Source organism: Cryomorphaceae bacterium (assembly GCA_007695365.1).
Lineage (GTDB): Bacteria > Bacteroidota > Bacteroidia > Flavobacteriales_D > SKUL01 > SKUL01.
In genome coordinates this window covers 24091-38146 of sequence record REDV01000073.1, presented here as the reverse complement: position 1 = coordinate 38146, position 14056 = coordinate 24091, and the positions used below count along the sequence as shown (strand labels likewise).

13 protein-coding genes are annotated in these 14056 nt (G+C 49.1%); 9 read left to right on the top strand and 4 right to left on the bottom strand.

Going from position 1 to position 14056, the window contains the following annotated elements:
- Positions 1–5: 5 nt before the first annotated feature.
- Together topA and EA392_05720 are read right to left on the bottom strand one after the other, a co-directional pair.
- Entirely contained in the window at positions 6–2408 is a 2403-nt protein-coding gene (gene topA, locus EA392_05725) for a type I DNA topoisomerase (GenBank protein ID TVR39697.1), read from the bottom strand.
- Positions 2383–2628, bottom strand: coding sequence for a hypothetical protein (locus EA392_05720; protein ID TVR39696.1), 246 nt, complete (start codon positions 2626–2628; stop codon positions 2383–2385). The genes topA and EA392_05720 overlap by 26 nt, the downstream gene beginning before the upstream one ends.
- Before the next feature lie 3 nt (positions 2629–2631).
- Here EA392_05720 and miaB point away from each other — a divergent pair, with 3 nt between their 5' ends.
- The 7 genes from miaB (at position 2632) to groL (ending at position 9141) form a co-directional block, all read left to right on the top strand.
- Positions 2632–4062 (top strand): tRNA (N6-isopentenyl adenosine(37)-C2)-methylthiotransferase MiaB, encoded by a 1431-nt coding sequence (gene miaB / locus EA392_05715; GenBank protein TVR39695.1) that lies wholly within the window; start codon positions 2632–2634, stop codon positions 4060–4062.
- Complete coding sequence (locus EA392_05710; protein ID TVR39694.1) at positions 4059–5279, top strand: sigma-54-dependent Fis family transcriptional regulator; 1221 nt, start codon at positions 4059–4061, stop codon at positions 5277–5279. Before miaB ends, EA392_05710 begins: the two co-directional genes overlap by 4 nt.
- 36 nt (positions 5280–5315) lie before the next feature.
- Complete coding sequence (locus EA392_05705; protein TVR39693.1) at positions 5316–5798, top strand: hypothetical protein; 483 nt, start codon at positions 5316–5318, stop codon at positions 5796–5798.
- A complete protein-coding gene (locus EA392_05700) occupies positions 5798–6712 on the top strand; it encodes a hypothetical protein (protein ID TVR39692.1) in 915 nt (304 codons plus the stop codon). The genes EA392_05705 and EA392_05700 overlap by 1 nt, the downstream gene beginning before the upstream one ends.
- 3 nt (positions 6713–6715) lie before the next feature.
- Positions 6716–7000, top strand: a complete 285-nt coding sequence (gene secG / locus EA392_05695; protein TVR39691.1) for a preprotein translocase subunit SecG — start codon at positions 6716–6718, stop codon at positions 6998–7000.
- A gap of 184 nt (positions 7001–7184) precedes the next feature.
- A complete protein-coding gene (locus tag EA392_05690; GenBank protein ID TVR39690.1) occupies positions 7185–7466 on the top strand; it encodes a co-chaperone GroES in 282 nt (93 codons plus the stop codon).
- A 46-nt stretch (positions 7467–7512) separates the two neighbouring features.
- Positions 7513–9141, top strand: coding sequence for a chaperonin GroEL (gene groL, locus EA392_05685; protein TVR39689.1), 1629 nt, complete (start codon positions 7513–7515; stop codon positions 9139–9141).
- Between the two features lie 53 nt (positions 9142–9194).
- On the opposite strand, the gene EA392_05680 is transcribed toward groL, so the two are convergent.
- On the bottom strand, positions 9195–10199 hold the full coding sequence (locus tag EA392_05680; protein ID TVR39688.1) for a cation transporter: 1005 nt from the start codon (positions 10197–10199) through the stop codon (positions 9195–9197).
- Positions 10200–10334: 135 nt separating this feature from the next.
- Here EA392_05680 and EA392_05675 point away from each other — a divergent pair, with 135 nt between their 5' ends.
- Positions 10335–12743, top strand: coding sequence for a hypothetical protein (locus EA392_05675; GenBank protein ID TVR39687.1), 2409 nt, complete (start codon positions 10335–10337; stop codon positions 12741–12743).
- Positions 12744–12760: 17 nt separating this feature from the next.
- Here EA392_05675 and EA392_05670 read toward each other — a convergent pair whose 3' ends face one another.
- The gene (locus tag EA392_05670) at positions 12761–13243 is read right to left on the bottom strand and encodes a hypothetical protein (GenBank protein TVR39686.1); all 483 of its coding nucleotides are present in this window, start codon (positions 13241–13243) and stop codon (positions 12761–12763) included.
- A 67-nt stretch (positions 13244–13310) separates the two neighbouring features.
- On the opposite strand from EA392_05670, the gene EA392_05665 reads away from it, so the two are divergent.
- Positions 13311–14000 (top strand): hypothetical protein, encoded by a 690-nt coding sequence (locus EA392_05665; protein ID TVR39685.1) that lies wholly within the window; start codon positions 13311–13313, stop codon positions 13998–14000.
- Positions 14001–14056: the final 56 nt, after the last annotated feature.

The following is a 14056-nucleotide window of genomic DNA, read 5'->3' as shown; positions in this document are numbered from 1 at the left end:
GCTTGTTACTTCTTTGCAGAGGTCTTTCCTGTTTTCTTTGCCGCCGGTTTCTTTTTGGCCGGCGCCTTTTTTGGTTTGGCAGCTTTCGAAGTCGCAGCTTTGGTTGACTTACCACGGCGCGCGGTTTTGGGAGCTTCTTCGGCAATCTTGAGGCACTGGTCAAGGGTGAGCGAGGCCGGTTCCAAGTCCTTCGGAATTTTGAAGTTATCCTTACCAATCTTGATATAAGGTCCAAACCGCCCGTTCAGCACCTGTACGTCCTCGTTTTCAGGGAAGGTCTTGATCATGCGGTTTCGCTCTTGCTCCATTTTGGCTTCAATCAGTTCGGCAGCCTGATCGAGCGTGATCTCATACACATTCACATCAAGATCCTTGGGGATAGAGGCAAAGAGCTTTCCGTGGCGCACAAAAGGACCAAATCGTCCGATGGCCGCAACCACTTCTTGTCCTTTGTATGTTCCCAGTTTGCGCGGAAGCAGGAATAATTTCAATGCCTCCTCAAGCGTAATGGTTGAGATGCTTTGGTCTTTGAGCAGCGACGCAAACCGCGGTTTTTCCTCGTCGGAGCTTTGGCCAATTTGCACCATAGGGCCATACCTTCCTATTCTGGCAATGATACGCTTTCCTGAGGCGGGGTCTGTACCCAACTCACGCTCTCCTGTGGCGCGCTCAGAGTGCTCCAGGGTTTGCTCTACGAGGTGGTGAAATGGCTTATAGAAACCCGCAATCATCTTATCCCATTGCTTTTCGCCTTGCGCAATCTCATCAAACTCCTTTTCTACATCTGCGGTGAAATTGTACTCAAGAATCTGAGCAAAGTGCTCTATTAAAAAGTCGTTCACCACCATCCCGATGTCGGTAGGAAAGAGCTTGTTTTTTTCAGCACCCGTATTCTCAGTGTGCTGCTCTTCCTTTACCTCACCACCTGAAAGGCGAATTAACTCGTACTTGCGTGTGGTTCCATCGCGTGATTCTTTTGAAACGTAACCCCTTTTCTGAATGGTTGAGATGGTGGGTGCGTAGGTTGACGGGCGTCCAATGCCAAGTTCCTCCAGTTTTTTCACCAAACTGGCTTCGGCGTAGCGCGGAGGGTGCTGTGTAAAGCGCTCGGTGGCGGTCATCTCCTGAAGTTTCAATGACTGGCCTGTTTGCAGAGCAGGCAACATTCCTTTGGCTTCTTCTTCGGGCTCGTCGTCGCGGCCTTCGAGGTAAACCTTCAGAAATCCCTCAAACTTGAGCACCTCACCCCTGGCTACCAATTCCTCACCTGAACCCGAAATACTGATGCGGGCCGTAGTGCGCTCCAGCTGGGCTTCGGTCATTTGCGAGGCAATGGTTCTCTTCCATATAAGATCGTACAAGCGCTGCTCACGGGCTTCAGCCTGAACCGCAGGTTTGCTCAGGTCTGTGGGGCGAATGGCTTCGTGAGCCTCCTGCGCCGACTTATTTCTAGTAGCGTATTTCTTAGGGTTCGAAAAATCTTCACCGTACATATTCAGTATGGCCTTTTGCGCACCTTGAATGGCTGTATCGCTCAGGTTCACTGAGTCAGTTCGCATATAGGTGATGTGACCCGCTTCGTACAGACGCTGAGCGAGTTGCATGGTTTGTGCCACAGAATAACCGAGCTTTCGGCTGGCTTCCTGCTGAAGAGTGGACGTGGTAAATGGAGCAGCCGGCGTTTTCACCGCTGGCTTTTTCTCCACATCTGTCACCGAGAAATCAGCACCCTTACATACATTAAGCAAGGCAGCAGCTTCTTCTTTGTTCAGGCGCTTGGCAAGCTGGGCTTCGAAAGCAGAGCCCGCCGGTGTTTCGAGCTTTGCAACCACGCGGTATGAACTGCTACTTTTAAAATCCTGAATTTCGCGTTCACGCTCCACGATGAGTCGCACTGCAACCGATTGCACACGCCCGGCAGAAAGCGATGGCCGTACTTTTCTCCACAGAATAGGAGAAATCTCGTATCCCACCAATCGATCCAACACCCTCCGGGCCTGTTGCGCGTTCACCAGGTCCTGGTTTACCTTTCGAGGATTGGCAATGGCGCGCTCTATGGCCGTCTTGGTAATTTCGTTGAAAACAATTCGCTTGGTTTTGTTGTCGTCAAGCCCGAGGGTTTCGCTCAGGTGCCACGAAATGGCCTCTCCCTCACGGTCCTCGTCCGTTGCTAACCAAACCACCTCAGCACTTTTGGCCAGTTTTTTCAATTCGCTGACCAAAGCCTTTTTATCGGACGACACCTCATAAACAGGCTTGAATCCGTTTTCAATATCAATAGACAGGTCTTTCGACGCCAGATCACGCACATGACCATAACTGGACTTCACGGTGAAATCCTTTCCGAGGTAGCCCTCAATGGTCTTTGCCTTTGCGGGCGACTCAACAATTACAAGGTTTTTTGCCATAGCTACAATACCCTTTCAGGGCGAGATTGTTTGGTCCGTGAAGGCTGCAAAGTAAGGCAAAACACTTCAGCGTTTCCAAAGTTTTTTTATACATCGTTGAAAATGTGAAACCTAACTTAGCAAAATTTTCTACTCTTTGAACCCAATCCCGCACTGCCACAATGTCAGGATCAAGGTCAAAAATATGTACCTTTGCAGGCCTAAACTTTTTGCCAGCCATATCATGTTTGACCCGCAACCCAAAGTGATTGACGAAAGCCGTCAGGGAGAAGCAACCACCCTTGACCACACACCGGATAACGGAAAAAAGCTTTACATTGAGAGCTATGGCTGCCAGATGAATTTTTCGGACAGCGAGATCGTGGCATCCATATTGACCGGCGCGGGCTATTCAACCACCCGCGATGAACAGGAAGCCGAAGTTGTGCTCATTAACACCTGCTCCATTCGCGATAATGCCGAGCAAAGAGTACGCAACCGACTGCACCACTTCCATGCGAGAAAACGACGGCAGCCGGGATTGGTGGTGGGTATTTTGGGATGCATGGCCGAGCGGCTCAAATCCACCTTACTGGAAGAAGAAAAAATTGTTGACCTCGTAGTGGGCCCTGATGCCTACCGCGACCTTCCTAACCTCATCGGTGAGGTAGAAAGCGGACAAAAGGCGGTGAACGTGCTGCTCTCAAGAGAAGAAACCTACGCAGACATCAGCCCGGTGCGCCTCGACCAGAACGGAGTAACCGGATTTATCTCCATCATGCGTGGCTGCGACAACATGTGCTCCTTTTGTGTGGTGCCGTTTACGCGGGGCAGAGAGCGAAGCCGAAACCCTGAAACCATTGTGCACGAGGCAAAATACATGTTTGACCAAGGCTATCGCGAGGTAACACTGCTGGGGCAGAATGTTGACTCCTACCGATGGAACATCACCAAAAAGAATGAGGTAATTGACCCCGAACAACCCACGGTAAACTTTGCCCAATTGCTCGAAAAAGTTGCCCTTGCTGTTCCCGAAATGCGCATTCGTTTCTCAACCAGTCACCCAAAAGACATGACCGACGATGTGCTCGAAACCATGGCAAAGTACCACAACATATGCAAGTACATCCACCTGCCGGTGCAGTCGGGCAGCACATCGGTGCTAAAGCGTATGAACCGCGGGTACAGTCGCGAATGGTACCTGGACCGGATTGCTGCCATCCGTCGCATCATGCCTGAATGCGCCATCAGCACAGATATTATTGCCGGCTTTTGTGGTGAAACAGATGGGGAACACGCTGACACCATCAGCCTGATGCGAGATGTAGCCTACGATTTTGCGTACATGTTCAAGTATTCTGAGCGTCCACGAACCCTGGCTGAAAGAAAATTTGAAGACGATGTGCCCGAGCAAGTAAAACAGCACCGGTTGGAAGAAATCATTGCGCTTCAGTTGGAAAACGGAAAAGCCAGCAACGAGCGTGCGGTGGGCAAGACTTTTGAAGTGCTGGTTGAAGGACCGTCCAAAAAATCGGATGCGGAATGGTGCGGCCGCAATTCACAAAATGCCATGGTGGTCTTTCCCAAGGGAGATTTTCTGAAAGGCTCTTACATCCACGTGAAAGTAAACGACTGTACAGCAGCAACACTCAAAGGAGAAGTAGTACCCTCATGAACATTCAGCAAATCAAACAACGATTCGGAATTATCGGCAACAGCCCACAACTGAACCGGGCCATTGAGGTAGCCATGCAGGTAGCCCCTACTGATCTCGCCGTGCTTATCACAGGTGAAAGCGGAACCGGAAAAGAGGTCATGCCGCAAATCATTCACCACCTGAGCGCCAGAAAACACAAAGAGTACATTGCGGTAAACTGCGGCGCCATCCCTGAGGGAACTATTGACAGCGAGCTTTTTGGACACGAAAAAGGCTCTTTCACCGGGGCACACGACTCCCGCAAGGGGTACTTTGAAGTGGCCAACGGAGGCACCATATTTTTGGATGAAGTGGCCGAACTGCCGCTTCAAACCCAGGTGCGCCTCTTGCGTGTGCTCGAAACGGGTGAATTCATGAAGGTTGGAAGCTCGAAGGTGATTAAAACGGATGTCCGCGTAACGGCTGCAACCAATGTAAATGTGCTCGAAGCCATTCGAAAAGGGCGCTTTCGTGAAGACCTGTACTACCGACTGAACACGGTACCCATTCACCTGCCGTCTCTGCGTCAGCGAAAGGAGGATATACATCTAATATTCAGAAAGTTTGCGTCCGATTTTGCCGACAAATACAAAATGCCCGGCATTCAATTGAGCCAGGATGCTGTATCACTTCTGGAAAATTACCCATGGCCCGGAAACATTCGTCAGCTCAAGAATATCACCGAACAGATTTCAGTGATTGAGGAAGAGCGCACGGTAACACCCGAAATGCTACTTCGCTACTTGCCCGATTCGCAAGCCTCACTCCTGCCTGCGGTGGTGAACAGCGAAAAGTCGGGGGCTGATTTCAGCGAAAGAGAGATTCTTTACAAAGTGCTCTTCGATATGAAATCGGATTTGCACGATTTGAAGAAACTGGTGCTTGGCATTATGCAGGAAGGTGGACAGCCCGACAAGGAAGACATGGCGCTGATCAAGAAGCTCTACCAATCAGAAGACGGATGGAAATCGCTGGAGCCCGCCCAAACCGAAGTAAGTCGGGAACATGAAAACACTTTTGATCGCTACCCTGAACCCATCGAAATTGAAGAATCACTTTCTCTGGAAGCCACCGAGCGCGAACTGATTAAAAAAGCACTAAAGAAACACAACAACAAGCGAAAAGACGCAGCACGGGAGTTGGGAATCAGCGAGCGCACCCTCTACCGAAAAATCAAAGAGTACGACCTTAACTAAGGCACTATGCAACAACCGCGACTCCTTATTTTAATGATGCTTTTTGCCGCGGGATTTTTCTCTGACTGCAAAGTAAATTATTCCTTTACAGGAGCTGATATACCTGCCGATGCGAAGACCTTTTCGGTAGAAACCTTTACAGTTATAGCACCGCTTGCCGACCCCACTTACGGACTTACCATTACGGAGGAACTGAAAGAGCTCATCCTAGGCCAAAGCCGGTTGGATTTGGTGGTTTCCGAAGGAGACCTGCAGTTTGAAGGTTCGGTAACAGGCTACAATGTGGCACCTGCTGCAATTGCCGCAGACGAATTTGCCGAAATCAACCGTCTCACCATCACTATCAAGGTATCTTATGTGAACACCTTTGAGGAGGAGAAAAACTTTGACCGCACTTTTAGCCGATTTGCGGATTTCCCCACCACACAGGATTTGCAGGATGTAGAAGCCGCCCTTATTGAGGAAATCAATTTTCAGCTCACACAAGATATCTTTGACGCATCACTCGGAAGCTGGTAATGAACACTACTGAAATAAATGAATTGATTGCCCAACCCGGCAAAGTGCGCGGGGAACACACCGAGCCGATGAGGCACTTGATGGAAACCTATCCCTGGTGCCAGTCCTTTCAATTGCTTTATGCCAAGGCTCTCAAAACAGCAGATGACCCGGCGTTTAGCCAACAATTGAAGCGCACGGCGGTGTACGCATCAGACCGAAAAGTGCTCTATCGGCTCATTATGCAAACGGCTCTTCGCGAAACCATTGCGCACATTGAGCAGGCTACGCTTGAAACACCCACAATTTCTGAGGAAATCAACATTACCGAAGCGGAGCCATTAACTCCTCAGGTGAGTGAAGAATTACAGGGAGAAACTCTGGCCGCTACTCCAGAAAAACCTGAAGTGGCCCAATCAGCCCCTGAACAAATTGAAGACCCTCAACCCGAAGAAACCCTGGATGCCACCAACCTCGAAAAAGAGGTGCTCAAAGAAGTGGCGGCCCTGGCCTATCAGCGCGAATTGGAATCGGCCATTCAAGTTGAGCCTGAACCACCAGCTGTGGTTGCTCCGCCAGCCTCAAAAAAGCCAACTTCGTTTCTTGATTTTATTTCGGGGGGCGGTGCATCAACGTCCACTACTCCACCTGAAAGTGAAGCTGACACCTCAAGCCTGATAGACCGCTTTATTCAAAACGAGCCCAGAATTGAGCGAAAACAGGCCTCCTTCTTTTCGCCTGTGAACATGGGTAAAATGAGTTTGGCCGACGACAGCGACATTGTATCTGAAACGCTGGCAAACATTTACGCAAAGCAAGGAGACCTTGCCCGGGCAAAAAAAGCATACGAACAACTGGCATTGAAATTTCCCGAAAAAAGTGTTTACTTTGCCGGCCTTATTGCAAAACTGGACGAGTCCAAACCAAAAAAGTAAACCATGTCGGTATTTATCGGAGTCTTGATCATCCTTGTGTGTGTGTTCCTCGTATTGGTGATTTTGGTTCAAAACCCAAAGGGTGGTGGCCTATCATCTGAATTCGGAAGCGCCAATCAAATTGGTGGTGTGCGCAAAACAGCCGACTTTCTCGAGAAAGCAACGTGGGGCCTGGCCATTGCGCTGGTAGTGTTGAGCCTTGCGGCAGCTGCCGTGCAAGACAGTGCAAGCAGCCGTCAGTTTATTGACGAGCCGGTGCCCACCCAACAACCCGCCCCTGAAGAATAGCAGGTAGCGAAATCTGAAAAAACTGACAAAATGCCCGTCCAATACGACGGGCATTTTGCTTTTTATGCCCCTTCGTCACACCACAACTGACCAATTTGCAGATTGTGCCCATTGGCACAAAATGTGACTCTCGCGCGATGACATTTTAAACAACAATGTTTAACCTCAATAAAACGAAAAAACCATGTCAGTAAACGTTAAGCCATTAGCCGACAGAGTGTTGGTAGAACCTGCTCCGGCTGAGGAGAAAACAGCCAGCGGAATTATTATTCCCGACACGGCCAAGGAAAAGCCACAGCGCGGTACTGTTATCGCCGCCGGAAAAGGCAAGCCCGACGAGCCCATGACTGTAAAAGAAGGCGATACGGTAATGTACGGCCAATACGCCGGAACCGAAATCAAGCTCAACGGAAAGAGTTACCTGATTATGCGTGAATCGGACATTTTCGGCATCATCGAAAACTAATCTGAACCCAATCCACACAAGTTAAATCAATTAAAAAGCATACAACATGGCTAAGAACATCACATTTGACCTCGACGCTAGGGACAAACTCAAAAAAGGAGTTGACGCCCTCGCCAATGCGGTGAAAGTAACCCTCGGCCCAAAGGGTCGCAACGTAGTAATTGACAAGAAATTTGGTGCTCCCAGCATCACCAAGGACGGAGTGACCGTAGCCCGCGAAATTGAACTGGAAGATGCCATTGAAAACATGGGCGCTCAAATGGTGAAAGAGGTAGCCTCTAAAACTGCCGATATTGCCGGAGACGGAACGACCACAGCCACTGTACTGGCTCAAGCCATCGTAAAAGGTGGCTTGAAAAATGTTGCTGCCGGTGCCAATCCCATGGACCTGAAGCGCGGTATTGACCTGGCTGTAAACGCGGTGGCTGCTGAACTGAAAAACATCTCCAAAGAGGTAGGTGAAGACAACTCAAAAATTGAGCAGGTTGCTACCATCTCGGCCAACAACGACAAAACCATCGGCAAACTGATAGCCGAGGCGATGGAGAAGGTAAAGAAAGAAGGAGTAATCACGGTTGAAGAAGCCAAAGGAACCGAAACCTACGTAGATGTAGTAGAAGGTATGCAGTTTGACCGCGGATACCTCTCTCCTTACTTTGTAACCAACAGCGAAAAAATGATTGCCGAATTGGACAATCCTTTCATCCTGATTTACGACAAGAAGATTTCGGTAATGAAAGACCTGCTTCCCATCCTTGAGAAAGCAGCTCAAACCGGCCGTCCGCTGTTGATTATTTCTGAGGATGTTGAAGGCGAGGCACTCGCTACTTTGGTAGTGAACAAAATCCGTGGCTCGCTGAAAATTGCGGCTGTAAAAGCTCCCGGATTTGGTGATCGTCGCAAAGCCATGCTCGAAGATATCGCTATTCTTACCGGCGGTAACGTGATTTCTGAAGAGCAAGGCCGTCGTTTGGAAGATGCCAGCCTCGCCGACCTCGGTCAGTGCGAAAAGGTGAGCATTGACAAAGACAACACAACCATCGTAAACGGTGTAGGCGAGAAAACCGCCATTGAGGCACGCGTAAACCAAATCAAAGCACAGATTGAAACCACCACCAGCGACTATGACAAAGAAAAGTTGCAGGAGCGATTGGCCAAACTGGCCGGCGGTGTGGCTGTACTGTATGTAGGAGCCGCCTCTGAGGTTGAAATGAAGGAGAAAAAAGACCGCGTTGATGACGCCTTGCACGCAACCCGCGCCGCTGTAGAGGAAGGTATCATCCCCGGTGGTGGGGTGGCCTTTATCCGCGCCATTGATGCACTGGAAAAACTTTCCGGAGAAAATGCCGACCAGAATACCGGAGTAAGCATTGTTCGCCGGGCACTTGAGGAGCCATTGCGTCAGATTGTAGCCAACGCCGGTGGCGAAGGTTCAATCGTGATTCAAAAAGTACGCGAAGGAAAAGATGACTTTGGTTTCAACGCACACACCGAAGTCTATGAAAACCTGCTTGCTGCCGGTGTGATTGACCCCACCAAAGTGGCACGTGTGGCTATTGAGAATGCCGGATCTATTGCCGGAATGCTCCTTACCACTGAGTGTGTAATTTCTGACATCCCCGAGGAAAACCCTGCTCCCCCTATGGGCGGCGGCGGAATGCCGGGCATGATGTAATCGAATCGCACCCATACCATCTGAAAGGGGCTGCTCATTCCGGGCAGCCCTTTTTATTTGTTGTCGGGAGAGCCGTGGCGGCTGTTTTTTAACACCTCATCGGTCGTCCAATCCATACGCTTTACGATCGGATGCCTGCGCACTTCACAATCTGCCTTTGCGCAAATGGCACATGAGCTCTCAAGGCAGGGGTCTACATGGATAAAAAGCTCAACCTGCCTGTTCATCTCGCTATTCACAAGCTGTTCTATTTCGTCCACTACGCGGTGGCCTTCCTCAATACTATAATACCACGGCAAGGTGAGGTGGCAATCCACATGAAGCTGACCACCAAACTTGATGATTCGAAAGTTGTGTATATCTATCCAGTCGTCTTTTCGGTGTTGCCGAAGCACCTTCATAAACCCCTCAACAAGCTCGCGGTCTGTTTCATCCAGAATACCGGCCAAAGCAGAGCGCAATACTTTGTAGCCCATTCGCAATAACAGCAAACCGAACATCAGCGCCACGATATTGTCAATCCAGAGCTTTCCTGTAAACCATATTAGCAACAAACCGATGAGCATACCCAGCGTGCTGAAACCATCGCTGAGCAAATGCTTGCCATCCGCTTCCATAGCCGGCGAATGCCCGGCACGCCCCTGGCGTATCAGCATCCAGGCCAATAAAAAATTCACAAGACCGGCCGCCGCAGTAAGCAAAATGCCGGTGCCGAGGGCCTCAATTTCATGCGGAAAAACGAAATTATACACCGCTTTTCCGATGATAATCAGTCCTGCCACCAGGATAAGCGTTCCTTCAAATCCAGACGAAATAAACTCCATTTTGCCGTGGCCGTACAGATGGTCGCTGTCGCGGGGCCGCGATGCATAGTAGATACTGAACAACGCAACCAGTCCGGCAAGCACATTAATCACAGACTCCAACGCGTCCGAAAGGATTGCATTGGAGCCGGTAATCAGCCACGCCGAGAATTTCACCACCAACAACCCAAAACCTACAGCCACGGCAAAGGCTTGTATTCTCAGGTTCTTTTTCTTGTTGAGTTGGTTCGGCATGAAATAATCTCTGATTGCGGCAAGGTACTAAAGTATTGTGCTGAGCCATCCTCACGTTGCTTAAGATTTCCAAAACGAGCACCGTTGAACGCATCTTTATGCCATTTCATTTCTCCGTAAATTTGGCACAAGCCAATGTACACTCCGAAGAGTATATCTTTTTGTCTGTTTATCATCTCTTTGACTTTAGCTTTCGCTCCATCAGCACAGGCTCAAAGCATTGTAATCAATGAAATGATGTCCTCCAATGCCACGACCATTGCAGATATGGATGGCGACTATGAGGATTGGTTTGAGCTGTACAACGATGGTCAGGACACCGTGAACCTTGACGGATTCCGGGTGTCCGATGATATTGAAGAGCTTGATAAGTGGATTTTTCCTGAACGTTTACTCGCGCCGGGTGAGTTTTTGCTGATTTTCGCTTCAGGTAAAGACAGACAAGAAACTGAACTTCACACAAATTTCGGTGTCAATATTTCCGGAGAGCTATTGATTCTCAGCAATGCAGAAGGGGTCGTTATTGACATTCTACCCCCGTACGAAATGATTACCGATCAGAGCGTTGGACGGCTTCCCGACGGCGATGAAAACCTTGTGATGTTTGGCGTTTCTACCCCGGGCTTTTCAAATTTATCGGGAGAGCTCGCCCCTGATTTAAGTGATGAAATCAGTTTTAGCCACCCTTCAGGCCTGTATCCGGCACCTTTTGAACTTCATCTCAACAACCTGGACGGCAACCACAATATTCACTACACTCTAAACGGTAGCGACCCCACCCCAGAAGACCCCGTTTGGCCGGGTTTCATGCTCATTGACGACCGTACATCTGAGCCCAACAGTATATCCACCATACCAACCAACACTCCTGAAACATATGTCAGTCTTGGCTGGCAACCTCCCATTGGGCAAGTGTTCAAAGGCACAGTTCTAAAAGCGAGGGTTTTCTCGGGCAGCGAACCCAAATCGGTGGTGTACGCGAAGAGTTATTTCGTGAACGATAGCATACTTGAGCGATACCCCAACCTGCCTGTCATTTCGATTGCTACAGACTCTATGCACCTTTTCGACTACGAAACAGGGCTGTTGGTTCCGGGCATTACACACGACGAAAACCCGGACCTTCCCATAGAATGGGGTTACGGAAACTACAACAACAGCGGAATGGACTGGGAGCGCCCCGCCCATGTCACCCTGCTTGAACCCGATGGTTCGGTTGGGATGGAGCAACAAGTGGGACTTCGCATTCACGGAGGAGGGAGCAGACAATTTCCCATCAAGTCATTTCGACTGTACGCAAGAAATCTCTACGGTAACAACGAACTGGACTACGATTTTTTTCCCTGGCGCCCGGTTTCGCACTACCGCAGAATTATTCTTCGCAACAGCGGCAATGATTTCAACACCACCTACTGCACCGATGCACTATCTGCACTGATGATTGAAAACTGCAACATTGCCCGCCAGGAATACAGGCCTTCCGTGCTTTTCGTCAACGGTGAATTTTGGGGCATCATGAACATGCGCGACTACATGGACGAAAATTATTTTGAAGCTGTGGAGAGCGTTGATCCCGATGACCTCACAATAGTGGACAACTGGTATGCACAGGTTCACGGCTCCAATACTGCTTTTTTAAACCTGATGGACTACGTGGCAGACCACAACCCCGCTTATCCTGAACACTACCAGTACATTATCGACAAAATTGACCTCGACAACTATCTGGATTATGTCACTATGCGGATCTATACGGCAGTTACAGATTGGCCGGGAAACAACATACGCGTTTGGAACAATACCGCAGATGACAACCTTTTTCGCTGGGCCTTTCGCGACAACGACAGGGCCATGCGCGAACCACATTTTAATGCCTTTGTACACGCCACACAGGAGAGTAATCTGTACTGGCATCACTCTGAATTAAGCATCCGTTTGTTTAAAAAGCTGCTTCAAAACAACGTCTTTAAGGAGGCTTTTTACCAGCGCTTTATCCAACGCGTACTGAATGACTTTCAGCCGGAAGTTGTTCATCCAATGATTGACAGCATTGCAGGTCTCATTGGCCCGGTGATGGATGAGCATGTAAAACGCTGGCAATTCCCTGCTTCGCAGCAAGTCTGGCTGCAGGAAATGGATAAGCTCAGACATTTTGTGGATGAAAGACCCTGCGCCTCTCTGCTGCAACTAGTTAATTTTTTAGACATCCAGCCAGCCTACTATCCACTCGGAGTTTGCGACTCTCTGGATATGCTTGCCAATACATACTTCGCCGGATCTACTCAAATCCAGATGAGCATTTGGCCCGTTCCTGCAACAGATGTGATCAACGTGTCATTGGATGAGTACCCTGGCGGGAATCTCAAAATGGGCATAGCGGATGTGACGGGGCGGTTTGTCCTTCCTATGGAAGAAGTAAATATCAGCATGTTCGCAACCGCACAGTTCCTTACGCGAGGTTTGTCATCCGGCACCTATGTTCTTATTGCCGAAAGCCAACATACCAGGTCTTCCAAAGCATTTGTTGTGGGTGCACGATATTAAATAGACGGATGACACCCTCAGCCCGGTGTAACATCCAACACCCGGAGATTCCAATTCTTATGCATGCGGTACTTTCTCGATTTGAAAGGAAAAAGTACAGTTCCGATGCCGGCAAAAACACCCATCACGTACAATGAATTTTCATCTACCAAGGGCTGCTCACCGGTGTTAATGCCCCTGTGCAAAACGGTAAAAAGCAACATCGGGGGAATTGCCAAAAAGGCTGATTTAGATATCATTTGAGTGGCCGCAAAAGGCTTGTAATTCAATACTTTTGAAACACTATCCAACTCAAAAGCCTGCCCTTCGACCACCATAATCTGATCAGCAAGTTGCTCTATCTTGCCCCTGAAAACAGTCCTCTCTCCATACAGCCGAAAAGCGATATCATCGCCCACCCTGAAGCGAATGCGCTTGCTGGAGTTCTCTTTCTCGAGCAACAGTATATGTTGTGCGAAAATATCCTGACCGAAAATCAGCACCATTCCTGGCAACAACAATCGAGCACACCATTTTCTCATGCCGAAAAGATACGCGATATTCACCGACCCACCAGCGTATTGCAACATGAAACCGGAGCGCCCACAACACGCCTACTACCAATTGCCCGCAGCATTGCAATGGTTTTTTGCCTGCATCATGGCACTGGCAATGTTGGCAATTACACTTTTGTGGATTGTACTGGCCAGCAACTGGCCACCGGCTTATTTGCTATTCTTTTTGTTGGTACCGGTGATGCAATGGCTTGTTACACCCATCTTTACCCTATTGGGCGTGTATTCTTACCTATCGCCCATGTTGCTGGTTTACATGCCCACAATGAACCGCCACGACCTGCACAACGGTACGACTTTCGACTATTTTTTTGTGATGCGAGGCACTCCTCAAGGAGCAAGGTTCAAATGGAAGGTGCTGTACTATTACACTTCTGGTTTGCTCAGATTGATCGAAAAACTTGAATCAGGCGAGATTCCACGGGAAGTTCAAATTCGCGGAAGCTCATACTTTTTCAGCAGCAGCACGCTTCAGCGTTTTGGCTTCAAAATGAAACACGCTATGTTACACGAAAAGCTCAACATTATGGCCAATTACCTCGACTTAACCTGGATGTTTTCGATGGCTCACGGTCGCCTTCGATTTCCGTCATTGCGCACCATACGAACAGCTTATACCACAGGCGCTGAACTAATGGAGCAAAAGAAAAATATTCTAAGACTGCATCGTTATCTGGCGGGGAGATTGGGTTTAGCCCAATGATACACGGATACGGTCACGTTCTGAGTACCGCAGAGAGCTGGTGGATTGACCGATTA